The following is a 22,114-nucleotide window of genomic DNA, read 5'->3' as shown; positions in this document are numbered from 1 at the left end:
ATCGCAGCCCATGAAGGCCGCGCGGGATGATGCGCGGACGAGACAGGCCCGGAGGCAAGAAATAAATGACGATCCAAACCCACGACGATGTGTATGAACCTGCCCACACCGCATCCCAGACCGCCCATGCGCTCGATGAGCTTCAGCTGTACGGCTTCCGACCCTTTGATGAGCCCGATCCGCGCCCGATGCCCGACGGGCAGCGCCTTGCCGTCGCTGTCACCGACATCTTCGATGCCCTGGTTGCGACCCTGGAAGACACCCGCATGGAACCCGACCTTGAAGAAGTGCTCTGGGGCCAGGTCAACCTCTTCCACCGCGCCACAGCCCGTATCGAGCGGTCGCTCGATGAGAACGAGCAGGCGCAGCGCCGCCTCCAACGCGAGCAGGACGGCTCCGAGGTGAAATCCGTCGAGCTCGAACGTCTAACGGCCGAAGGCCTGACCCTGATCGAACGGCGCAATTGCATGGACATGATGCGCGATCACGCCGCCACCGAGTTCGTCCATCACACAGGCTCGGCCTGGCGGCCCCGCACTGGCTCGATGGTGAACCGACAGCACATGACCGCAGCACTGATCGACAGCCGTGACTTCCTGGCCGCCAAGCGCCGCGCGGAAACCGAGGTGATGCTGCCTGCTGGCCCCAAGGTCGCCCTCACCGGCGGGACCGACTTCAACGATCACCGCCTGATTTGGGGTAAGCTCGATCAGGTGCAGACCAAATATCCCGATATGGTGCTTCTGCACGGTGGAAGCCCCAAGGGCGCGGAACTCATCGCGGCCAAATGGGCCGAAGCCCGGGGCGTCACGCAGGTCGCCTTCAAGCCTGACTGGACCAAGCACGCCAAAGCAGCCCCCTTCAAGCGCAACGACGCGATGTTGGATGTGCTGCCCGTGGGTGTCCTCGTCTTCCCGGGCACGGGGATCCAGGAAAACCTCGCCGACAAGGCCAAGAAGCTGGGTATCCCGGTTATGAAGTTCGAGAAGGGGGCGTGAGCCCCCTATTTTCCTTTATGGTTATACATGAATTCAAGGCAGGTTTGGTTTTACGTCAAACTCTATGCCGAAGGACCGGCGAACTATCTACTACTTATCAGGGCAGAACGCTGAATTCACCCCCCCCCTTGAGGCAAGGCCAAACTGCTGTTTGGTTCAGTCAATCTGTGGGGGTCGCGGCTCGAACCTTAACCAGATGTTGTCAATCTGTTCTTGATACTTGCCGGGGATTTTGTTCTAAGTCGATGAAAAGCCCTGCAGGAGGAGCATCATGTCGAGCAAACAGCCTGCCAAGCCCTTGTTGCGAAAATCGGTGGAGCTCTTCGCGGGTGCAGGCGGACTTGGGATAGGACTTGCGCAGGCGGGTTTCGTTCCGCAAATGGTTGTCGAGTACAACAAATGGTGCTGCGATACTCTTCGCGACAACCACCGAATTCTTGGTGATGATGGTCGGCCAAAGGGAGAGCGTCCATGGCGCGTCGTCGAGGGCGACGTCCGCAAGGTCGATTTTATGCAGTTTGCGGGAAAGCTCGATCTGATCTCCGGCGGTCCACCCTGTCAGCCGTTCAGCTTGGGAGGCCGACATCGTGCATACGATGACGCTCGGGACATGTTTCCGCAGGCTGTGCGCGCGCTTCGGGAAGCTCGCCCTCGTGCGTTCGTCTTCGAAAACGTGAAAGGACTAACCCGGGCATCGTTCCTTAGCTATTTTGAATATGTGAAACTCCAGATGGAGCACCCTGAACTCGTGGCTCGACCTGATGAGGAGTGGCAGGAGCACCTTTGCCGCCTTGAGCAACACCATACCTCGACGAGACGTCCGGGACTCCATTATCAGGTGGTTACAAAGCTACTCAACTCGGCAAACTACGGTGTGCCGCAAAAACGTGAGCGCGTGCTGTTTGTTGGGTTCCGTGACGATGTGGACGCGCGGTGGTCATTTGGGCCGGGCGACTTCACGCAGGACGCGCTCGTTTGGGATCAGATGTTCGGTGGCTACTGGGAGCGTCACAGCGTTGCCAAGAAAGACCGGGTTCTCGAAGGGCGGGCACTGCAGTTGTCGAAGCGCCTATCTGTCGAAGAAAAACCAGAAAGTCTGCCGTGGCGCACGACGCGGGACGCGATCGGAGATCTGCCGGACCCGGAGAGAGCCAAAACTTCGCAAATGGTCTCGGATCATCGTTTTCAGCCAAACGCGAAGGCCTATCCAGGCCATACCGGGAGCTATCTTGACGAGCCAGCAAAAACTCTTAAGGCGGGAGTTCACGGCGTGCCCGGCGGAGAGAACATGCTGCGCAGGGCCGATGGCTCGGTTCGATACTTCACGGTCCGCGAAGGCGCTAGAATCCAAACGTTTCCAGATGGGTATAAATTCCACGGTGCATGGACCGAATGCATGCGACAACTGGGGAACGCCGTTCCAGCGGAGCTTGCGCGAGTTGTCGGCGAGAGCGTTGCTGCGAGGCTGAACGAGTCCGAGGTCGCTTAGCGATGGCACGCCGACCCGAGCTCAAAAAAGCGGATGAGACAGCTGCTGCCTTGGAGCAGTTCGCAGGAATGGTTCGGGTAGCGGAACTGACTCCACCTTCGCGTAAGCGCGTTCTGGCGGCCATCGCCGATATGAAGGACGCGCTACGCAAGCTGGAGCGGAACATTGATCCGATAAGATTGCCGGATGCGTTTTTCGATCCCTCGGAGCCGCGATTGATTGGGCATTTTGTGGCCTTGGCCCTGCTATCACAAGAACGATTACCGCTTGGAGCGATCACGCCGTTCTACGGTTCAGGCGTGTATGCGATATACTATAAAGGGCCTGCGGATATTTACGCGCCGATCTCCGGCACCGAAACCCCGATCTACGTTGGGAAAGCTGATCCTCCGACCGGTGCCAAAACTGTCGTAGAGCAGGAGACAAAACTCTTTGGTAGATTGAATGAGCATCGTAAAAACATAGAGAAAGTGGCGGGCATCGACCTCAAGGACTTCGAATGCCGTGCCTTGGCCGTGCAGAGTGGTTACCAAGCCGCTGCCGAAAACCATCTGATCCGTCTGTTCTGGCCGATATGGAACAACGAGACCAAGATACTTTTCGGGATCGGCAAGCACGGTGACGCAGCGACTACCCGCGCAAACAACAAATCGCCATGGGACACAATACATCCGGGTCGAACTTGGGCGGAAGGCAACCCCGAGGCCAAGTCTACTGAGAGTATTCGCTTGGAGGTATCCGAGCATTTTCGGACCAAACCTATTTTCAGGACGACAGAGGCTATTTTCAACGCGTTCGCTGAAGGAATTCGTCAGGCTGACCGTTTCGATCCCGCCAAGGAGAAGGAAATGGAAGAGAAGTCAAATGACACCGAGTAGCTCCTGCTTATTGGTGGTGTTGTAAATATCTGTTTTATATAGTTATTATTCACAAATAGCTACCTAGATTTAACCAATACCGCGTATGCCGCCGATCTCCGGTCCGGTTCAGCGCGCCCATCTCGACCAGATCCTGCAGATCCCGGGTCGTTGTCGCGCGCGATGTGCCGGTGATGGCGATGTAATTCTCGGCGCTGAGCCCGCCCTTGAACCCCTCGGGCCCCTCTCGGAACATGCGCTCGATCACCTTGGCCTGCCGGTCGTTCAGCCGATCGCGGAACTGGTCGTAGAACTTTGCCTTGGCGATGAAGAATGCAACCCGCGTCAGTGTGACCTGCTGCGCGTTCAACACCGTCTCGCCGAACCACAGAAGCCACGCGGTCACATCCAGCGTTTTCTGGTGGGCTTCGAGCTGGTCGTAGTACCCCTTGCGGTCGCGTTCGATCGTGTAGGCCAGTGCGATCAGGCTCGGTTGGCCGATATTCTGCGCGAGGGACTTTTCAGCCAGCGCGCGGCCGAGGCGGCCATTGCCGTCCTCGAACGGATGGACGCTCTCGAAACACAGATGTCCAAGTGCCGCGCGCGTCAGCGCTGGCAGTGGCGTCGACCCCTCTGGCGCCGTGCGATTGAACCAGTCGACGAACACGTCCATTTCGTCTTGGACTTGCGCCGACGGAGGCGCTTCGAAATGCACCGTCGGTCGGTCAATGCGGCCGGAAACGATCTGCATCGCGTCATCATGCCGACGGTAGGCACCGATCGTCTCGAGGCCGCGGTCATGGGACAGGAGCATGCCGTGCCAGTGAGAGAGCGTGTCGTGGGTCAGAGGTGTCGCGTAGTTCGAATAGACATCGACCATCATTTCGGCGATGCCCTGCTCGCGGGGTCTTGATGGTGCGCCCTCCGTGGTCAGTCCGAACTGCCGCCGCAAGGAAGACTGGACACTGGATCGGTCCAGAACCTCGCCCTCGATGGCGCTCGTCCGCATCGCCTCCTCACTCAGAAGCTCGATGCGCAGCCGGTCGCGCTCCTCGCCTGTCACATGGCGGACCGCACCAAGGATTTCGCCTGAGGACAGCAGAAACCGCCTTTCGAGAGGCTCGATTGCAGCGCGGTCATACCGGAAGATCGGCCAGTCGGGTTGTGTCCAGTTCCAGTACATGAGCTATAGAATCCTTTTCTATAACTCACTATGTGGCAAAAAGATGATTTATGGAAGTGGGTTCTATGCACTACCAGCGAGTCCAAAGGTTGGACACATCTCCATGTAACGGCCCGGATCAGCCGTACTGTATCCGATCGGACAGAGGTCAGGCGGCGTCGCTTATTGGTTCGTAGCGGACGTCGGCCAAAGCATCGTCCAGCCACGCGGGCTGCAGATCGCCATTGTTCCATTGGTAGAGGAAACCCACCAGATTGTCGGTCTTCTTGCAGAGGATGCGCATGATCGGTTCGCCGGTGAGGCGGGTTTTGGGGGTCATGACGCGCTCCTATTTACCAGACCAGTCACTGGAGATGTGAGAGGCCCTTTAATCCTTTCGAGCACTGCTAATGTGCAGGAAAAACAACCTCAAGGGGAAATCAGTCAAAGTCGACAAAAATAGTCTGAAATGGAAGTTATCTTTATAGTCAAGCTATTGGCTCGTCTGGTGCCTCTTGCGGCTCTGCAACACGCTGGGCGAGCTCGTCCAAAAGGACATCGATTTCGGCCCAGACGCGCGGCTCGATCTGGCCGCGGATCAAGGCCCACTTGCTGAGCACATCGAGGGGGTCATGGGCGTGCAGGATGGAAGTCAGCGCATTGGCATCGACAGCCAGAGATGTCCGCGCGCGCCATTCGGTGATCCGCGTTCGCTGCTCTTCGGATGGTGGGACGAACTCTGGCCCGAGCCGCCAGGTCTTCACGGCACGGCGCAGAGCTGCCCGGATGACATGAGCGGGGTCGACGCCGCAGTCGATGAGGGCTTCTTCTTGCCGTTCCAGCGCGTTCACCCGGATATCGATCTTGCGGGTGGCCGGAATGCGTCGGACCCTGGGCTGCGACGCCGTGGGCGCTGTTTTGATCTCTGCTGTTGTCTCCGGGCTTGGTTGCGGCGAAGGCACGGAAGACCTGCTTGGCACCGGCGCTTGATCTTCATCCGCCACGTCTGCCGTCATGCTCATCGGCATCAGGACGGTCTCTTCCCGATCCGCCTCTTCCCTTCCCGGGTCATTCTCCCCTTCGGGCCGAAGGGACGCGGCATAGGCTGGGTCGGGCCGGGTGATGGTAGGAATCTTCTTTCTCAAGGCCCTGTCCTCACGCGGCCAAGATGTTGTTGAGGATGTCGGTGGCCTCCTCAAGGGCCTCGACGACATGACGGACATGCGGGCGCATGAGTGGGTTTGGGTTGGCCTGCTTTTGTAGCGCGATGGCGTGGAGCAGGCCTTTCTCGTCCATCTCCTTGTAGACGTTGCGGCGCATCATCACCGTCTCAACCACGGGAAACCGAGCGATCGCTACTTCGATCAAGGCGGCATCCGCGCGCGTGGCTTTCGGGTCAACCATGTTCAGAACGACATGGTGGCGCGGCAAGCTCGCTGGGTCATCGACGCGCGCGCGCAACCTTTCGAACCAGTCGGTGGTCTGCGCGCCAACATCGAGATCCGAGGTCGAGAGCATGACCGGCGTCACGATGTGATCGGCGAGAACGGCGATCCCGTCCGACCATTCGGCCCCGACGCCAGCCGTGTCGATGAAGACGAAATCCGCCGAGTCCGCATCATAGACCTGCTCGATCTTGCGATCGACGGCCCCCACACTCTCGACCGAGATTGACCGCAGCAGAGGCGACCCCAGACCCGCTGCTTCGGCTCGTTCATGCCAGGCACCAAGCACTCCGGTGCTATCAGTGTCGATCAGTAGAACCCGACGCCCGGCAGCCACGGCAGCGCTGATCAGGGCGCGCGAGAGCGTGGTTTTGCCACTCCCCCCTTTCCGGGCCATCGCGGCGATGACCACGAGATTGTCGTTGGGCATGGGGCGCGGACCTCCTACAAGAGTAGTGAAATGCTACAAAGATACAAGAATGTCGCTAACCTCTTGGTGCATCGGCGTCAAGCGGAAGGCGGGATGCACGATGCGGTGGGCATGATGCATTCGCCGTTACGCATTTTGCGGCGAGCAGAAAGCAAGTCGCACGGAACAGACGACGCCATCCAGGTTGCGCGATGCTGTTGCCAGAAGACGTGCTGCATTCGGCATCCACCAAAGCACGTGAAGCGCGCAACGCGATGCGGGGTGCACGCGACGCCGTGCATGATACGAGAGGCGCGATGCCGGCTGCAATCGACACGGCCCACTCGCCCGAAGACGCGCTGCAGAGCGCAAAAGACACCGTGCATAGGACGCGATGCACGGTGCAGGGAACGCGGGACGCGTTGCATTGAGCGCGGTGCGCGCTGCATTCGACAATGGACGTCAAATCGGCCCCGTGGGCCGATTTTCTACATTGAGTACAAGCCCTTAATGCCTTCTCCGCTTGTGCTGGGAGAAGGCGGGCTTGTACGAAGGTGGCAAGAAATAGGAACGTTAACTTCAAAATGTCACGCGGCCGCAGACTGACCGAGACCGAGCGTCTGAGCATCGCCAGAGAGCGATCTCAGGGCGTTCCTGCTGCCGAACTTGCCGCGCGTTATGACGTCAGCCTGAAGTCGATCTACAACGCTGCCAATCACGCCTCGCAGCGGCAGATGGCCAATGCCAGCCGGTCGCGGGTGATTGGCATCCGTGTCTCGGATCGCGATCTTCGAGGCTTTGATGCTGCTCTGGCGCGGCGCGGTATCGCGCATCGCTCAGATGCCATGCGGCGGTTGATGCTCGCAGCCGATGACATTCTACGACCGGACGAGTCGACAGCCGAAGAGCTGCGCAGCATGAGCGCAGCGCTCAACCGGGTGGGCAACAACGTCAACCAGGTGGCACGGAGGTTGAACGAGGCCAAACTCAGAGGAGAGCCTCTGCCATACACTGCTGCGAGCCATGCGGAGATCCGCGATCTCGCGGGCCTGGTGTTCGACATGGCCGACCAGATCCAGGAGCTGTTTCGGGCAAGACGCCGCTCGCTCGATCTATCGGTGGCACAGGCCCTCTCCGGTTTGAACGCGGAGGCGGATCATGACGCGGAGTGATCGCGCACGGGGCGTTGGATCATCTCTCTTTGATCGCGACTGGAGCCGGGTTTCGGGAAGCTGGCAGGGGCTTGCGAAGGGTGCGCAGATGGTGCGGGCCGCGCGCGGATATTCGCCGGCGATCTTCAAGGCCATCTCAAAGGGCGGCTGTCACACCGGCGCGCAGCTTCGGGCGCAACTCACCTATCTCACCACCAAGTCAAGCCATATCCTCGACAGCCGTGGAACCCATGAGGGGAAGAAACAGCTCTCGGAAGCTGAGATCACGCGCGTGGCCCGCAGGTTCGAGAACCAATGGAACGAACGCTACAGCCCAAAACTTGGCCATACCTCACATCTGCTGATGGCGTTTCCCGTTGGAACCAAGGGCGAAGAGGTGCGCGACATTTGCCAAACGGTCTGCGAGCGGCTCTTTCAAGGTGAGGGGTCGCAATTCGATTATATTGCTGCAATACACCAAGATCGCGCACATCCACACGCGCATATCGTTCTCAACCGCCGCAGCAAGGATGGCGAAATGTTCTTCCTCGGGAAAGATCACCACTTCAACTACGACGCCTTTCGGGTGGCGATGGTCGAGGCGGCCCAGGTCCATGGGATCCGGCTCGAGGCAACGCGTCGTCTCGACCGGGGCGTCACGACCTACCGCGCCGAAATCGACGAGATCTACAAAGCGCGTGAGGAAGGGCGGCCGCCGGTTGAACGTCAGCGAACCGGCGCTGATCTGGCGGCAGCCCTGGAAGCGGTCGGGCGCAATGCCCTGGTCTATCGCGGGCTTGCGGCCGAAGCGTCACGATCAAACTTCGAAGACCTGGCCGAAGCCCTCGAGCGAGCCAGCACCATCCTTGCCAGTGGCAGTTCAATCCAATCCGATGGAGCCATTTACATGTCCGACGACGAGACGGCGTTTGATACGCTGATTACCGAGTTTTCCCAAAACATCCGCCAGATCGAAGCGGCGATCGACAGGGCACCTGCCACCGAGCGATCGGAGATCGAGCGCAAGCTCACTGACGTGCTGGCCTCGGTCGCGCATCTGAACCCGCTCGGAGATCGTTCGGGCGCCCTGATCGATGCACCGTCCCGGGACGGCATCTATGCGCTGCCCAATGTGAGTGAGGATCATCTCGCGCGCCTCGATGAGGGCGAGGTGAAGGAGAAGCTCGCCGAGGCGCTGCAAGGGACTGGTATCGATGCCGATGCCGTCGCGGCCCGCATGCGCGAGGGAGCCAGCAATGCTGCGCTTGAGCGGCAGTGGCTGGCGCAGGACCTGCGCGCGATCGCAAAGGAGGGGGATCTCGACTTGGAAAAAGCCGAGGACCGCGAGGACGCCCTTGACCGGCTGGAAGCGGTGCATGTCCGGTTGGGCGAGGCCCTGACAGGCGCGCAGGTCTTGAGAGCCGTCGATGAGGTTGAAGAGGGTGATAGCGAACTCCGGCTTGGCGATGGCGCGCAGCTATCAGGCCAGACCACCCAAGTTGACCGCCCGGACGTGTTCGCAGCAACGGAGAGACAAGATTTCCGGCAGCTGGTGGCGCAGTTCCGCCGTACTGATTTCAACTATCCGTTCTCCGACGATTCGTCGGTGCGAGGGAGGGGTGTGATCGAGGTGGAAGAGGCGCGTGCCGCGTTTGACGCCTATGCACAAAGATCGCCACAACATGCCGAGCTGGCCTCGATGGCCTGGGAGCAGGTGACTGATGGCTTCAAGCCGCCGCAATACGCGGTCGCGGAGCAAGACCGCACACTCCATGCGGGCGACATCGACCTCGCTTTGCGGGATCCATCGGAACATCTCGGTCCGATCACCGAGGAGCTTCGCACGGTCGCTCGCTACCGCACGGAGATGCCGGATGACACCTTCGGTGCGGCGGTCCACGAAGAGATTAATCACCTTCGCGCTCTGGGTGCCTCACGCGCCTATATCAGTGAACGCAGCTTCGAGATTGAGGACCGGGCGCGTCAAGACTATGCTGAGCGGCGTTATCTGGAAGAGACCGCCCCTGCGGTCATGGCTTTTGTGCGCAAAGCCGCCTCCGGAGAGCCGGAAACACTCTCTGACATAGAGCAGCAACGCCTTGTTGAGCAGGTGAATGAACGTCTGACGCCCGACGCGATCACCGCGCTGCGGTCCGGCGAGGCCGACGTCTTGGACAAGTTTACCGAGGATCCGCTGCGCCAGCTCGAATTGGCCAAGACCTATCTCCAGAGCAGCGAGGTTACCGCCCATGGCCCGGCCATGGAGCGCGTTCTTGACGCCCTGGCTGAGGAACAGATCGAGGCACAGCGCGCGCGCCATGCCACGTCGCACGGCGAAAAGGGGATCACCCATGGATAGGGGCAAGATCATCGGAGGCGTCCTGAGCCTCGTGTTGGTAGGCCTTGCCATGGGTTATGTCGTGGCGACTGGGTTTCTCATGTTTCGATACGGGCTTTCGCCCACGCGTTTCGACGTCACCCTGCTCGCCCGCGAATATCCGGGTTTGTCACAATCTGCGCTTAAGGAATTCCTTTGGGTCAACCTCATCGTTGGCGGCTTCGGTCTCGCCGCCCTGATGCTGAGCGTGACGCTGCTAGGGGAGGCGTTGACGCGGTTCGGCACGACCCATTGGCAGACCAAAGGAGAGATGAAGCGCAATGGCTTCTTCGCCAAGCCGGGCGGCGGCTTCCTTCTCGGTAAATTAGGTCCCCCGAAATCGAAGCGGCCTTTCCTCGTCTCGAAGACATTCCCGCACACGCTGATTGTCGCTCCGACCGGTCGCGGCAAGGGCGTGGGCTTCGTGATCCCGAACCTGCTCACCTACAAGGGTTCAGCCGTGGTGCTCGACGTGAAGGGTGAGAACTTCCGCGAGACTTCGCGGTTCCGCGCCAGCATGGGGGACAAGGTTTTCCGCTTTGCGCCGACGGACTGGGATCGCCCGACTCACCGCTACAACCCGCTGGCGCGCATCGCGGCCATGACAAACCCTGACCGGCAGCAGATGGAACTGAAGCTTACTGCCAAGCTCTTCCTGCAGACCGACAACGAAAAGCTGAGCGGGCTCCTAGCTGGCGGGATCGACCTCTTCGTGGCGGCTGGTCTGCTGGCCTTTGAGCGGGGCGTGCCTACTATCGGCGAGATCTACCGCATCACTGCGTCTGGGGGCGACAAGCAGAAGGAATATCTGAAGCGATCGCAGGAGGTGAAAAACACCTCCGCCAAGCTGATCTTCGAGCGCATGGCCTCGACCAACAACGACACGTTGACCTCTTACCTCTCGCTCTTGATGACCTCAGGTCTCGACACTTGGGACAATCGCGCGATCGACGCGGCCACCGCGACCTCGGATTTCTCCTTCCGCGACATCCGGCGGCGGCCGCACGCGATCTATCTCGTGGTCGAGTCCGAGATGATCCGCCCTCTGGCCCCGCTGATCCGGCTGTTCTTCTCGGACCTGATCGCCTCGCTGCAGGCCCAGGAGCCGGGGGATGATGAACCCTGGCCCGTGATGATCATGCTCGACGAATTCGACCGGCTTGGGAAAATGCCCATCGTGGCCGAAAGCATCAAGACGCTGCGCTCCTTCGGCGGCAACCTCGCCATCGTGACCCAGACCATCCCTGCACTGGACGAGATCTATGGCGAGAACACACGTCGCTCCCTGCAGGGCGGCGCGGGCGTGAAGCTCTACCTCACCCCGTCCGAGCAGAAGACCATCGAGGAGCTGAGCCAGGCGGTCGGCAAGACCACCAAGCGCGTGGTGACCCGGTCCCGCGCGGTCGGGCGCAACCCCTTCGAGGGGCGGAGCGTTTCCGAGCGGACGGAGGACACACCGCTCCTGACCGAGGACCAGGCCCGGCGGATGGACCTGGACGAGGTGATCCTCGTGATCGATGCGCAGATGCCGATCCGGGCACGGCGGATCAAGTATTTCGACGACCCGGCGCTCAAGGTTCTGCATGCGGGTCAGGCGGGGAGCTTCCCATATCCGGATGAGGACGGACTGCGGCGGGATCGCCAGATGTCCGAGACGCGGGAAACCGTTGAAAAACTCAGGCTGGAATTGCAGGAGGTACGGGCGGCTTCGGGGTCGCAGGGTTCTAGCCCGGCGACAGCAGCACCCGCCACACCGGCAACGGAGATACATGTTTCGAAGCTCGGGCTGTCAAGTCGGGCGCGAGGTAAAGCCGCTCGTGCAGCAGCGGGTGGCGGTGGGTCAGGTCAGTTGTCGGTCGATCTGGCAGGACTGGGGCTCACGGAGGCAGACAGGACTCAACTCGCGGCGGCTGTACAGACGACGCGGGCGATCATCGCCGAATATGCGTGATCCGCCCTTACCGGGCACTGGCCCATCGGATTTGCAACTTCTAAGTTCCCGAAGGCGGGGATTCGTGCACCTGGCAGCATACTCCGGCTTCACGCGTCCGCCTCTTCGACCTTTTCCAACTCGAGGCGCGCCTTTTCCTGATTAAGCCGCCATCGCCTAACAACGTAGAACACCAGCGCCTTTCGAGTTTCGATCAATATATGCGTCTTGTCCTCAAAGCCGTACTCTAGCCGAACAGCCTGGGCTTGTGCGTCGGATAGATCTGAACGCGGACGTATCCATAAACGCACAAAGCTGTTCCAGTCCCTATCAAGAGGTAAGTGAGATGGCGTCTCCCGCGTTTCCGCCTTGGTTTGTTTCGTTATTCTTATCGGAAGGTAATCGCGGTACGCCTCGTGCTTATAGCTCCATGCTCGGAGATAAATTGCTTCTCCATCGAAATGAAACCGCACCGGACTGATCCACTGCGGGTCGGAGAGACCGCTTGTCATCGAGGTGTAGGTAATCTGGATGTCTTGTTCGCTCTTCATGGCGCGGTAGAGCTGTGCAAATACGGCGGGATCCATCACTCGATTGGGAAGCGGGATGCTCGCGCCAAGCGATGTCGTCTTGTTATCGAGCAATTCGAAAACCTGTTCCGGGCCAGCGTCAGTCAAAGGACGGTGGTCGCCGGTCGAGAAATAGGCCTTCTCCGCGGTATCGTAGACTGGCGGCGTATTCGTCAGAGATAGATAGGTTCGAAAGTCTACGGCAGCCTGTGCCATCGAGATATCAAACCGTTCCATCAAGTCACGGCGGTTCGCCTGACCTCTCCAGGTCAGGCATTGGTCGAGGAACAAAAGTCGTTCTCGTTGCGCGTGTTTGAGATCTTCGAGGCTCATGCGCCGAGTACTACTTGACTCCGCGCGTAAAGTCCATACATTAACTGTACGTATAGAAAGTGGATTGATCTCATGAGAATACTTCATACCGCAGATCTGCACCTGGGGCGGCAGTTCATGGGGTTGAGCCTCGAAGAGGACCATGAGGTCATCCTGGGCCAGATCGTGGATACGCTCGTGGCCGAGCGAGCCGATGTTCTTGTGATCGCGGGGGACGTTTTTGACCGTGCCTCTCCGCCTAATTCGTCGATCCGGCAGTTCAATCGCTTCCTTAAGCGCGTGGCAGAGCAGACCGAAGCCGCGGTGGTGATGATCTCGGGAAACCACGATTCCGGTGACCGGATCGAGGCAATGTCTGTCTTCTCGACCGCGTCGCGGGTGCTGGTGCGTGGGATCGCCGACGCGGTCGAAACTCCGCTTGTGCTGCGTGACGATCATGGCGAGATCGCCTTTTCCGCACTGCCCTTCTCTTATGAATACGCCGCGCGGGAGGTGTTTGGGGATGAGCGGATTAGCGCGCCGGCAGATGTCATCGCGGCCCAAATCTCCGCAGCAAGGGCACAGGTGCCTGAAGGCGCGCGTTGGGTCGTTGTGGCCCATGCTTTCGTTGCGGGCGGCGCGGTCGGTGAGACCGAGCGCGCGTTGACGCGGGTCGGCGGCATCGAAACCGTGCCCTTGGATGTCTTCGAGGGTGCGGACTATGTTGCACTGGGGCATTTGCACAAGCCGCAGGAAATAGGCGCACGCCATATTCGATATTCCGGCGCCCCGCTTGCTTTCGGATTCGACGAGGCGGGAAGCGAAAAATCCATGACTGTCGTCGATCTGAAAGCTGAAGGGGTTGATATCCACACCGTTCCATTCCGTCCAATCCGGCAAGTGCACTCGCTCACTGGGGCATTCGCGGAACTTCTGGCAGGAACGCCGTCTGAAGACTTCATCCAAGCCATCCTAACGGATGAGAACCCTCTGATCGACCCGATGAAGCGGTTGCGTGCGACCTACCCTAATGCCTGCCATTTGGCCTACGCCCGGAAGGCGCGGGCGCTGGAGACCAAGCTGCTTGGTAGCGGGCGCACCGCATTCACGCCGATCGAGATGGTCGACGACTTCATGAAGGTTGTGCGTGGCCGGGAGCCGAATGCCGCCGAAGTCGCGATCGTAGCGGACAAGCTCCACGCAGCAGCCTCCGGGGAGGAGCAGACATGAGACCCATTCGCCTATCGTTGCAAGCCTTCGGGCCGTTTGCGACAACCGAGGTGGTGGATTTCCGCTCCGCCCTGGAAACGGGGTTGTTTGGAATCTACGGTCAGACGGGGGCGGGAAAGTCGACGCTGTTCTCGGCGATGTCCTTCGCGCTTTTCGGATTACCAACCAAGACCGATCAGGAACCGCGTTCGTTGCGTTCCGATCATGCGGCACCGGATCTCCCTACTGAAGTCGAATTTGTCTTTGAACTGGGTGCCAAGGCCTATCTGATCCGTCGTCGTCCGGTGCAGGAGCGTCCGAAGGCGCGCGGCGAAGGGACGACAGAGGACGCAGCGGAAGCCTCGCTATTCGACGTCACCGGGATCCCGATAGACACGCTTGGTCCGAGCCAGTCTGGTCGCGTAATTGCTGAAAAAAAGGTCTCGGTCGTGGGGCAACAGGTCGAGGCGCTGCTGGGCTATGGGGCAGATCAGTTTCGGCAGATCGTGCTCTTGCCGCAAGGTAAGTTCGAAACGTTCCTGGCCGCAAAGACTGATGCGCGCGTCGAGATATTGCGAGATCTCTTTGACGTGAAGGTCTATCGCGATCTCGCCGCACGGCTGAAGGAAGAAGCCTCAGAGGCAGAACGAGCGTTGCGCGACCAGCGCGCGCTCTATGTGGCTCGGCTCGAGGAACGTGGCTTCGAGAGCGCCGAAGCGCTGGAACTAGGGATTGCCGCAGCCGAAGCCAAAGTCGACGAAAAGAGGAGCATTCAGCAGGGCGCGGAAACGGTTAACGAATCAGCGCGCAAGGCTCTGACCGATGGCGAGCAGGTCGAAAAGGCCTTTGTTGCCGTCGATACGGCACGGAAGGCACTCGATGATCTCGAAGCGAAAACGGGTGAGATCGATGCTCTGGCCATGCGGGTTGAGGCAGTCAAGAATGCCTTGCAGGCCCGTGATCTTGAGTCGGCTTCGCACGATGCGGAGCGCGACAGCCAGATTGCTGTGAATGCCGTGATCACGGCCGAAGGGGAGCTCAACACCGCCACTGGTGCGAAGAAGGAAGCGGCGCAAAAACTGGCAGAGGCGCAGTCGGGCGAGGTGCGGCGGCAGCAGGTTCAGGCCGACCTGACAAGGTTGGAGGCGATTGAGAAGCAGGTCGGGCAGGCAGCGGAGCTTCAGAAAGCGTTTGATGAGGCTGCGAGGGATGAAGCTTCGGCGAGGAAGGCGCTGACAATAGCCGTAGAGTCACGTGAAGGGCTCAAATCTCAGCTCGATGCGACCGATCTGGCACTTGAACAGGCGCGAAAGACTGAGGCGGCGCGAGGCAAACTGACAGGTGAACTGGCCGAGAGTATCCGGGAACGGGTCAAGGCGGTTGCGCATGCGAAGGCGCAAGGAGCTGTCGCGGATGCCCAACAAGATGTCAAAGCGGCAGCGAGCGAACTGACGACAAGAACCGAAGCGGCGCTTGCCGCCGATGCGGCCTTGGTAGAGGCTGAGGCCCGGCTTACGCGCACGCAGGCGATCATTCTGGCCGAAAAGTTGACAGAAGGGGCGGCGTGCCCTGTCTGTGGTTCCCATGATCATCCCACTCCGGCCCATGGCACACCTGAACAATCTGGTTTGACCGAGGCGTTTCGTAGCGCCCAGACTAAGGCGAGAACCTCATCCGAAGCCAGGGTTCGGGCAGAAAGCGAACTCGGCAATTGCCGAACGCGGCTAGACGAAAAGAAACGCGCGCTGGACGAACAGGAACGCCCTGAGCGCACGTTGGTGGAACTCGAAGCGGAAATCGTACGGCTGGAAGGCACTGTCGACGCGCTTGGAGAATCCGTCGATCTTGACGCGATGGCGGAGCAGATGGCGGATTTGAAGCCGAAAGTGACCGATGCCGAGACCGCCGAGGCTATAGCGCGCACTGCGGCAGCACAGGCTCAGACCACTCTGGCCGAGGCGCGCGCCAAGCGCGATACAGTGGTTGAGGCCTTGCCGGAAGGGCTGCGCACGCCCGAGGCGGTTGTCGCACGGCAGGAGGCTTTGCAAGGCGAGCAGGGCCAACTCTCCAAGGCGCTGGAACTGGCAATAGAAAATGACCGAGTGGTCAGCGAGGCGCTGACACGTGCACAAGAGCAACTCGAAGCAGCGAAACGCGCGCGTGATGCGCAGACATTGCGCGTGGAAAAGGCGCGAGGTGATTTTAGCGCTCGGCTGGCTGAGGTCGAGTTGGACAAAGCGGGCTATGATGCTTGCAAGGCGCACTTCCCGACTCTCGACGCCGACCGTAAGATGGTATCCGATCATCGTGAGGGCCTAATCGCGGCCCGTACGACATGGCAGAACGCAAGGGCCGCCTGTGCGGATCGCGAGCGCCCGGACCTCGCCCCGCTTCAGCTGGCACTCGAAAACGCTACCCAGGAATTGAAAACCGCCAACGATGCGCTCTCTGCGACCAGATCAGATGTTTCGTCCCTTACCAAGTTCAAGGAATCGCTGGCCGAGGCCTTGGCCAAAACCGAGCGGCTTGAGACCGAAACTGGGCCGCTCCGGGGACTAGCCGATCTGGCCAATGGCAAGAACGATTTCAAAATGACGCTCGAGACCTTTGCGATCGGCGCCATGTTCGATCAAGTTCTCGAGGCGGCGAACATGCGGCTCGATCCCATGACTCGCGGTCGATACCGGCTGGCGCGCGGGATTGAGGCATTGGGTGGGCGCGGCAAGCGCGGGCTCGAAATCGAGGTCTTTGACATCAACACCGGCAAGGCGCGTCCGACAGCCACGCTGTCCGGCGGCGAGACCTTCATTGCGGCGCTGGCCCTTGCGCTTGGGCTAGCCGATGTGGTCGAGAGCCTGTCGGGCAAAATCCGGATGGACACGATCTTCATCGACGAAGGCTTCGGCAGCCTCGACACCGAGAATGGGGCGGGCACGCTGGACCAAGTGATCCAGGTTCTTGCTGCGCTGACAGAAGGCAGCCGGGCTGTGGGCCTGATATCGCACGTCGGACTTGTGCAGGAGGCCATACCACAAGGCTTCTACGTGCGTTCGACCCCAAGCGGAAGCCGGGTCGAGGAAAGAAAGGGACTGGGATGACGGACCGCTGGTATTACCGCAAGGAACACACCCGCCGACTGTTTACGGGGCGAACAGTCTCGGTCCGCGGCGGTTGGGCACTTCGGGGCGATCGCGGAAGTAGGAAGGGCGCATCCTTCAGGCGGACTTGTCCAATTTGCGGTGCGCTGATCGTAAGCGTGGGCATGCCCAGAGGGGGGTGGGTCCACTTTGAGGGCGGCAAAGGCCTGACACGTATTAAGCACCCGTGTCTGCATCTTGGCGAAGGTCTGAGCAGGCGGCGCGACGAGGACACGCCGGACCTTTTTGAGGCGAGGCTGCAATTCTGAATTTTCTCTAGTGTAGCTTGCGGACAGTTGGCTCCAAACCCACATCTAGACTTTCTAAGCAAACCAAACACCACATGGAGGTTATTATGGCGGTGAATCGTAAAGGAACTTCAACCAAGGTTGCCTCGCTTGCAGCAGACACCCTCTTCAAACCTGGCTCTTCACAGATCGCCCGCAAGCTTGCTGGTTCGGCGTTGTCTCAGTCCAATACCAATCGACAAACAGGTGCGAAAATGGAAGACCTCGCTTCAAAGGTACTTCGCAGCGATCGCTACTCTGAAAGGACAAAGGCACTTGCCGGTTCGGTGTTGTCCCAGTCAAACAAGAAGCGCTGATTGCAAACGGTAAAGCAGCGGTTTCGAGCTCAAGCGCCACTATCCAGTTTCTCCAAGCTAAGCCGTGTCTCTGGAAAATAGCGCTTAAGGTATATCATGAACAAACATAAATCATTTTGAGTTGAGCAGATGCGGGCATTCATTTCTTATTCTCACAACGACAAGGCTGCACTTGACCGGCTGCACGTCCACCTTAAGAATCTTACGAGGGAAGGGCGTATTGAGACCTGGTATGATCGCAATATCTTGGCCGGCAGTGAACTGGACGCCGAGATTGAACGGGAACTGGTGGCGTGTGACCTGTTCCTGCTCCTAGTAAGCCCCGACTTCATTGCATCCGACTACTGTGTCGAGCGTGAAATGAGGCGAGCGCTTGAACGCCACGCCGCCGGGACCGCTCGCGTGGTGCCGATCATCGTAGAGGAATGCGATTGGAAAGCGATGAGTGAGTTGCGGCAACTCAAGGCCGTGCCGACGGACGGCAAGGCGATCAGCGCATGGGCCAACCCGAACACCGCCTACCTAAACGTAGTGCAGGAGCTTCGACGCATCATCGAATCTGAAAGTGTACCTGCGGCTGCGGTGAAGGTAGCCTATGAGCCGTCTGCCTTACGCCCCGCAATGGCACGCTACCGCGCAAAACGGCAGTTCGACCACATCGACAGGGATGACTTCCGCGATGCTGCCTTTGCCACCATAAAGGATTACTTCCAGAGAGCGATCATCGAAATCGATTCAATCGAAGGATTGCGCGGTCGTTTCGTTGAAAGAAGCGCGACCTCCTTTGGGGCAATAATTGTCAACGGCGGACACCGAAATGGTACGGCCCACATCTCGGTACATTGTCGTAGCTCGCAAGTCGCTCTGGGCGACATTTACTACTCGTTTAGCGAAAATGCTGGCGACAATACGGCAAACGGCGGCTTCAACATTTCGGCCGATGATTACGAGCAGTTCCTGATCCAAACCATGAACATCTTCGGCAAGGCTGACGAGCGGCTGGCGCCAGACCAAGCGGCAGAGGTACTCTGGAACCAGTTCATAGGCAACGCAGGTATCAGCTATGACTGAGCGTGTTCACTTCCGTTGCAACAATTGTGGACACCGCTTCGAAGTCGATGTGCTTGATGAGTACGAGCGTCGCGAGGCTCGCCGTGAAAAACGTCCGACCACCGCGGTGCATTGTCCCGAATGCCACCGAACCGATATCCGGCGGGGCTGGGATTAACTGCTCGTAAGGGAGACCACGTATGCGAAGCACTTTGAACGCCAGATCGGCGATTCTCGCCGAGGTGCCGAAAGGTGCCCTGTTTCTCCTCAAGAGATACGGTCATCAGCCGATCTTTGGCATTAAACTCTCCGAACCATTGGATCAGCCGAACGGCAAACCGACGGTTCTGCTTTTGAATCCTGGTTTCGGGCGCGAGGGCGAAGCCGATTGGCATCGGATTTTCCAATGGGAAGCAGATGAGCAATGTGTTTCCTTCGGAACCGACTGGATTATCCAGCCTGATTTCGCGGCAACTTCGCTGTCTGAGATTAACGATCCGCAGCAAGAGGCATGTCTGACGATCGGACCCCAAGGCATTCATTTCCGTGCGGCACCTGGTGAAGGATTTCGAGCCATATATCGCCACTTTATCCATGTGGATACGCTGGATCTTGCGAAGGACCTCGGCAGTGCCGCCTTCCACCTCACAGGATACCGAATTTTCTTGAACCAAGGAGACTTGGACAATAGCCGCCCGCCGATTTATCAGCATGGCGTATAGGCGCTGACCGGCTTGCCTGCGAGGTCGCGCTACGATGATTGCGCGGTGTCCCAGACAACTTTCTGCCCAGTGCGCTGCGAGTTCCATGAACGACCACTTTATTGGGAATGCTGCGAAAGCAATGCCGCACATCAATGGTCAACATTCCACCCAATACATTTCGACGACCATGCATCATTGTAAAGCCACGTTGGACCTCAACTCCCCAACCGCTTTGCCCTTTCTGCTATCCTGGCCACCTGTGCACTTGCCGTCGCCGCAGCGCTACGCACTGTAGCAGGCGTCTGCACTGCCCCGCGCCCGATCGCCTCACCTGTCGTGAGAGCGCCGATCCGAGCCCTGCCCTGAACGCCGGACGTATTGACCAACCCCCGCAGCAGTCCTGCAGACCCGTTGACGATCGCTGGCGCTGCGGCCACCATAAGATTCCCGGAGATCCCCCGCACGATCAGGGGCGTTGCTGCAACGAAGCCTTTGGCGAGGAACACCATCACAAAGAATGGCACGAGCGAGCCAATGTTGGTCGCGGAATTCGGGTCGCCGATCTGGGCAAGGAGTGAGTTGGCCATGCCGACCACGGTCGAGAACATGGCTGCGATCACGATGGGGTAGAAGGCGTAGCTGATTGTGGTCGAAATCCACCTGTGGAAGAAATCCTTCGTCGCATCGAAGAGCGAAAGAGCGATCATGATGGGTGCGAGGCCAAGCATGAGTGTCAGCATCATCTTGGCGAAGATCAGGACGATGCCAGTCATGAAACCGAGCAGACTAAGCATAACGAGGCCGATCCCACCGAGGATTGCGCCTGTCATCCAGTTCAGGTTGCTGCCGATGGCGTTTAGGTATTGGCTGAATTCATTGATTAAGTCGTCAAATTCAGCTGCAAAGTAGGATGCGCCGGCTCCGCCGCCGCCAACCGAGGAGATCAGGGCCCCGGCGACGTAGTCGAGCCCGCCGATGACGGCATTGGCGACCGCGTTGAAGTTGGCCCAGTTGAAGGCGAAGAGCCCTATCAGCGTCAGCTTAATCAGGTACCAGAAGAAGCTGGCCCCATCCATGCTGCGGAACTGGAAAGCCATGTTGATGCAGACGCCGATCACCGAAAGCGTGACCATCAGCAGGACGATCGTGCCGGTATTGCTCGCCACAGCCCCGAACTGGGACTCGGCCGCATCGGCAAGAAACCCGTCTGCGGTTCCAACCATCCAGCTGACGACGCCCATTACCAGTTGCCCTGCGCTTCGCAGAGATCCTGTACCTCGCGGGCGATCTGGTTCTGTTGGTCCCTAAGGTCTAGCCGAGCTTGGGTGTGCTCGGCCTGCGTGCTTGTCGAGAACCGTTCTTCGTATTCCACCGATGCAGCATCCCAAGTAGGGAAGCGGACATCACAACCACAATCGCTTGATGCTTTGATCGCCTGCCACGCACGCAACTCATAGAGCCGCATCATCGTTCGAGCCTTGTAGGCCTCGCGCGGGTTGACTTCGTCCATCCAAGTTGGTCGCGCCGAGCGGTCATTGCAAATCCGGTATTGTTGGGGCGACATGTTCGCCGTGAGATCGTTTGTGACCTGTGGGGAGGTCTGGGCTGCAAGCGGCCCTGCGAGGGAGGCAAGTGCGAGTGCTGCGATATGCTTTCGCATCAGGGTGTTCCTTTTCTATTCGGCGGCGACAGAGGCGTTCTTTTTGCCTCTGCCATCAATACTGTCGAGGCTGAAATCCTTGGATTGGCCCGGGAGAAAAAACTCGGTGATGCCGCGCGCGCCTTCATGACGTCCCGCCTGGATGATCACGTCGATTGAGCCCTCGATGTAATCGATCATGTCGGCATAGGTCATCGGCACATCAGTTTTCAGGGCGGCGATGGCGAGGCGGCGCACGGCCAGTTGCGGGGTCTCCGCGTGGAGCGTGGTCAGCGATCCGCCATGGCCGGTGTTGATAGCCTCGAGGAAGGTCATGGCTTCGCGCCCGCGGACCTCGCCTAGCACGATCCGGTCGGGCCGCATGCGCAAGGTCGAGGCCAAAAGTACATCGGCACTCCGGGCATCCGCATCACGGTCGGCGATCAACGTCACGGCATTCGGCTGTTCGGGGCGCAACTCGGACGCTTCTTCGATGGTGATGATCCGCTCCTGGGGTGGGATCAGCGAGAGGATCTTACGCGCCGCGACCGTCTTGCCTGTCGAAGTGCCGCCCGAGACGATCATGTTGAGCTTGTTTTCGACGCAAAACCGCAGGGCGGCGTCGATGTCACCCGATGCCACCACATCGCGTAACGCGGCGTTCCTCTCTCGGCGCAGGCCTTCGAGGCTGCGTTCTTTGCCATAGAGAAAGCCGAGCTGAATCGCCTCCAGAGGTAGGGAGGAGAAAAAGCGCAGCGAGATCGAGAAGCCGCCCTCAACTGCGGGAGGCTGAATGACTTGCGCCCGGATTGGACGTTCGCGATAGAGAATCGATACCGAGACGATTGGCTTCTTGGTGCTGAGCGTGGTTGAGGCGGCCGAGGCGATCTGGTTGCCAAGGTCCTTAATCTCGGTCTGGGTGAGCGGGGTGCCGAGCCCCTGCATAAAGTGATCACCCTGGAACTCTCCCCAGACCTGCCCGTCCGGATTGATGCAGATCTCGATCGTGTCTTCGCGCTGCACGGGCGCACCGAGCCGATCGAGCGAGGCTTCGAGATAGCTTGCTGCCATG

19 protein-coding genes are annotated in these 22,114 nt (G+C 59.4%); 11 read left to right on the top strand and 8 right to left on the bottom strand.

The window, feature by feature from the left end:
- Nucleotides 1-65 precede the first annotated feature (65 nt).
- From IMCC21224_RS22860 to IMCC21224_RS26790, 3 genes are all read left to right on the top strand, one after another.
- Complete coding sequence (locus tag IMCC21224_RS22860; RefSeq protein ID WP_047997884.1) at nt 66-998, top strand: DUF2493 domain-containing protein; 933 nt, start codon at nt 66-68, stop codon at nt 996-998.
- A 271-nt stretch (nt 999-1,269) separates the two neighbouring features.
- Complete coding sequence (locus tag IMCC21224_RS22855) at nt 1,270-2,487, top strand: DNA cytosine methyltransferase (protein WP_047997883.1); 1,218 nt, start codon at nt 1,270-1,272, stop codon at nt 2,485-2,487.
- A gap of 2 nt (nt 2,488-2,489) precedes the next feature.
- Nucleotides 2,490-3,365 (top strand): Eco29kI family restriction endonuclease, encoded by an 876-nt coding sequence (locus IMCC21224_RS26790; RefSeq protein WP_053079176.1) that lies wholly within the window; start codon nt 2,490-2,492, stop codon nt 3,363-3,365.
- Between the two features lie 49 nt (nt 3,366-3,414).
- Here the strand turns inward: IMCC21224_RS26790 and IMCC21224_RS22845 are convergent, their stop codons facing one another.
- The 4 genes from IMCC21224_RS22845 to IMCC21224_RS22835 form a co-directional block, all read right to left on the bottom strand.
- Complete coding sequence (locus IMCC21224_RS22845; RefSeq protein ID WP_047997882.1) at nt 3,415-4,527, bottom strand: Fic family protein; 1,113 nt, start codon at nt 4,525-4,527, stop codon at nt 3,415-3,417.
- Between the two features lie 148 nt (nt 4,528-4,675).
- Nucleotides 4,676-4,846 (bottom strand): hypothetical protein, encoded by a 171-nt coding sequence (locus IMCC21224_RS28035; RefSeq protein ID WP_156178406.1) that lies wholly within the window; start codon nt 4,844-4,846, stop codon nt 4,676-4,678.
- 148 nt (nt 4,847-4,994) lie between these two features.
- The gene (locus IMCC21224_RS22840; RefSeq protein ID WP_047997881.1) at nt 4,995-5,651 is read right to left on the bottom strand and encodes a hypothetical protein; all 657 of its coding nucleotides are present in this window, start codon (nt 5,649-5,651) and stop codon (nt 4,995-4,997) included.
- Between the two features lie 10 nt (nt 5,652-5,661).
- Nucleotides 5,662-6,381 carry a ParA family protein gene (locus tag IMCC21224_RS22835; RefSeq protein ID WP_047997880.1) on the bottom strand — a complete coding sequence of 240 codons (720 nt, stop codon included), beginning with the start codon at nt 6,379-6,381 and terminating at the stop codon, nt 5,662-5,664.
- Between the two features lie 563 nt (nt 6,382-6,944).
- On the opposite strand from IMCC21224_RS22835, the gene mobC reads away from it, so the two are divergent.
- The 3 genes from mobC to IMCC21224_RS22815 all read left to right on the top strand — a co-directional run bounded on the left by mobC (nt 6,945) and on the right by IMCC21224_RS22815 (nt 11,839).
- Nucleotides 6,945-7,532, top strand: coding sequence for a plasmid mobilization relaxosome protein MobC (gene mobC / locus IMCC21224_RS22825; RefSeq protein ID WP_047997878.1), 588 nt, complete (start codon nt 6,945-6,947; stop codon nt 7,530-7,532).
- Nucleotides 7,533-7,620: 88 nt separating this feature from the next.
- On the top strand, nt 7,621-9,870 hold the full coding sequence (locus tag IMCC21224_RS22820) for a relaxase/mobilization nuclease domain-containing protein (protein ID WP_231582189.1): 2,250 nt from the start codon (nt 7,621-7,623) through the stop codon (nt 9,868-9,870).
- Nucleotides 9,863-11,839 (top strand): type IV secretory system conjugative DNA transfer family protein, encoded by a 1,977-nt coding sequence (locus IMCC21224_RS22815; RefSeq protein WP_047997876.1) that lies wholly within the window; start codon nt 9,863-9,865, stop codon nt 11,837-11,839. The genes IMCC21224_RS22820 and IMCC21224_RS22815 overlap by 8 nt, the downstream gene beginning before the upstream one ends.
- 89 nt (nt 11,840-11,928) lie before the next feature.
- Here IMCC21224_RS22815 and IMCC21224_RS22810 read toward each other — a convergent pair whose 3' ends face one another.
- The gene (locus IMCC21224_RS22810) at nt 11,929-12,864 is read right to left on the bottom strand and encodes a WYL domain-containing protein (RefSeq protein ID WP_197089312.1); all 936 of its coding nucleotides are present in this window, start codon (nt 12,862-12,864) and stop codon (nt 11,929-11,931) included.
- Between IMCC21224_RS22810 and IMCC21224_RS22805 the strand changes: the two genes are divergently transcribed.
- The 5 genes from IMCC21224_RS22805 (at nt 12,838) to IMCC21224_RS22785 (ending at nt 19,421) form a co-directional block, all read left to right on the top strand.
- Complete coding sequence (locus IMCC21224_RS22805) at nt 12,838-13,929, top strand: exonuclease SbcCD subunit D (protein ID WP_231582188.1); 1,092 nt, start codon at nt 12,838-12,840, stop codon at nt 13,927-13,929. The two genes, IMCC21224_RS22810 and IMCC21224_RS22805, sit on opposite strands and share 27 nt — an antisense overlap.
- Nucleotides 13,926-17,006: an AAA family ATPase gene (locus tag IMCC21224_RS22800; RefSeq protein WP_047997873.1), complete on the top strand. Its 3,081-nt coding sequence runs from the start codon at nt 13,926-13,928 to the stop codon at nt 17,004-17,006. Before IMCC21224_RS22805 ends, IMCC21224_RS22800 begins: the two co-directional genes overlap by 4 nt.
- Nucleotides 17,007-17,400: 394 nt before the next feature.
- A complete protein-coding gene (locus tag IMCC21224_RS27465; protein WP_082135431.1) occupies nt 17,401-17,649 on the top strand; it encodes a hypothetical protein in 249 nt (82 codons plus the stop codon).
- Between the two features lie 129 nt (nt 17,650-17,778).
- On the top strand, nt 17,779-18,720 hold the full coding sequence (locus IMCC21224_RS22790) for a toll/interleukin-1 receptor domain-containing protein (protein WP_047997871.1): 942 nt from the start codon (nt 17,779-17,781) through the stop codon (nt 18,718-18,720).
- A 179-nt stretch (nt 18,721-18,899) separates the two neighbouring features.
- Complete coding sequence (locus tag IMCC21224_RS22785) at nt 18,900-19,421, top strand: hypothetical protein (protein WP_047997870.1); 522 nt, start codon at nt 18,900-18,902, stop codon at nt 19,419-19,421.
- Between the two features lie 197 nt (nt 19,422-19,618).
- On the opposite strand, the gene IMCC21224_RS22780 is transcribed toward IMCC21224_RS22785, so the two are convergent.
- From IMCC21224_RS22780 to IMCC21224_RS22770, 3 genes are read right to left on the bottom strand one after another with little or no spacing between them, the layout of a single operon-like run.
- Nucleotides 19,619-20,644: a type IV secretion system protein gene (locus IMCC21224_RS22780; RefSeq protein ID WP_047997869.1), complete on the bottom strand. Its 1,026-nt coding sequence runs from the start codon at nt 20,642-20,644 to the stop codon at nt 19,619-19,621.
- A complete protein-coding gene (locus tag IMCC21224_RS22775; protein WP_047997868.1) occupies nt 20,644-21,063 on the bottom strand; it encodes a hypothetical protein in 420 nt (139 codons plus the stop codon). Before IMCC21224_RS22775 ends, IMCC21224_RS22780 begins: the two co-directional genes overlap by 1 nt.
- A gap of 15 nt (nt 21,064-21,078) precedes the next feature.
- The gene (locus IMCC21224_RS22770) at nt 21,079-22,113 is read right to left on the bottom strand and encodes an ATPase, T2SS/T4P/T4SS family (RefSeq protein ID WP_047997867.1); all 1,035 of its coding nucleotides are present in this window, start codon (nt 22,111-22,113) and stop codon (nt 21,079-21,081) included.
- Nucleotide 22,114: the final 1 nt, after the last annotated feature.

Origin of the sequence: Puniceibacterium sp. IMCC21224 (assembly GCF_001038505.1) — a bacterium.
In the GTDB taxonomy this organism is placed as follows: domain Bacteria; phylum Pseudomonadota; class Alphaproteobacteria; order Rhodobacterales; family Rhodobacteraceae; genus Puniceibacterium.
Note: the sequence above shows the minus strand (reverse complement) of the source record. Positions and strands in the feature narration are given on the sequence as shown.

Excerpts from the sequence above, each read along its gene's own strand:
- IMCC21224_RS22785 (WP_047997870.1), top strand. The coding sequence starts at position 18,900 with ATGCGAAGCACTTTGAACGCCAGATCGGCGATTCTCGCCGAGGTGCCG.
- IMCC21224_RS26790 (WP_053079176.1), top strand. The coding sequence starts at position 2,490 with ATGGCACGCCGACCCGAGCTCAAAAAAGCGGATGAGACAGCTGCTGCC.
- IMCC21224_RS22800 (WP_047997873.1), top strand. The coding sequence starts at position 13,926 with ATGAGACCCATTCGCCTATCGTTGCAAGCCTTCGGGCCGTTTGCGACA.
- IMCC21224_RS22845 (WP_047997882.1), bottom strand. The coding sequence starts at position 4,527 with ATGTACTGGAACTGGACACAACCCGACTGGCCGATCTTCCGGTATGAC.
- IMCC21224_RS22770 (WP_047997867.1), bottom strand. The coding sequence starts at position 22,113 with ATGGCAGCAAGCTATCTCGAAGCCTCGCTCGATCGGCTCGGTGCGCCC.
- IMCC21224_RS22860 (WP_047997884.1), top strand. The coding sequence starts at position 66 with ATGACGATCCAAACCCACGACGATGTGTATGAACCTGCCCACACCGCA.
- IMCC21224_RS28035 (WP_156178406.1), bottom strand. The coding sequence starts at position 4,846 with ATGACCCCCAAAACCCGCCTCACCGGCGAACCGATCATGCGCATCCTC.
- IMCC21224_RS22790 (WP_047997871.1), top strand. The coding sequence starts at position 17,779 with ATGCGGGCATTCATTTCTTATTCTCACAACGACAAGGCTGCACTTGAC.
- mobC (WP_047997878.1), top strand. The coding sequence starts at position 6,945 with ATGTCACGCGGCCGCAGACTGACCGAGACCGAGCGTCTGAGCATCGCC.
- IMCC21224_RS22775 (WP_047997868.1), bottom strand. The coding sequence starts at position 21,063 with ATGCGAAAGCATATCGCAGCACTCGCACTTGCCTCCCTCGCAGGGCCG.
- IMCC21224_RS22805 (WP_231582188.1), top strand. The coding sequence starts at position 12,838 with ATGGGGTTGAGCCTCGAAGAGGACCATGAGGTCATCCTGGGCCAGATC.
- IMCC21224_RS22810 (WP_197089312.1), bottom strand. The coding sequence starts at position 12,864 with ATGGTCCTCTTCGAGGCTCAACCCCATGAACTGCCGCCCCAGGTGCAG.
- IMCC21224_RS22815 (WP_047997876.1), top strand. The coding sequence starts at position 9,863 with ATGGATAGGGGCAAGATCATCGGAGGCGTCCTGAGCCTCGTGTTGGTA.
- IMCC21224_RS22835 (WP_047997880.1), bottom strand. The coding sequence starts at position 6,381 with ATGCCCAACGACAATCTCGTGGTCATCGCCGCGATGGCCCGGAAAGGG.
- IMCC21224_RS27465 (WP_082135431.1), top strand. The coding sequence starts at position 17,401 with ATGGCGGTGAATCGTAAAGGAACTTCAACCAAGGTTGCCTCGCTTGCA.
- IMCC21224_RS22855 (WP_047997883.1), top strand. The coding sequence starts at position 1,270 with ATGTCGAGCAAACAGCCTGCCAAGCCCTTGTTGCGAAAATCGGTGGAG.
- IMCC21224_RS22780 (WP_047997869.1), bottom strand. The coding sequence starts at position 20,644 with ATGGGCGTCGTCAGCTGGATGGTTGGAACCGCAGACGGGTTTCTTGCC.
- IMCC21224_RS22820 (WP_231582189.1), top strand. The coding sequence starts at position 7,621 with ATGGTGCGGGCCGCGCGCGGATATTCGCCGGCGATCTTCAAGGCCATC.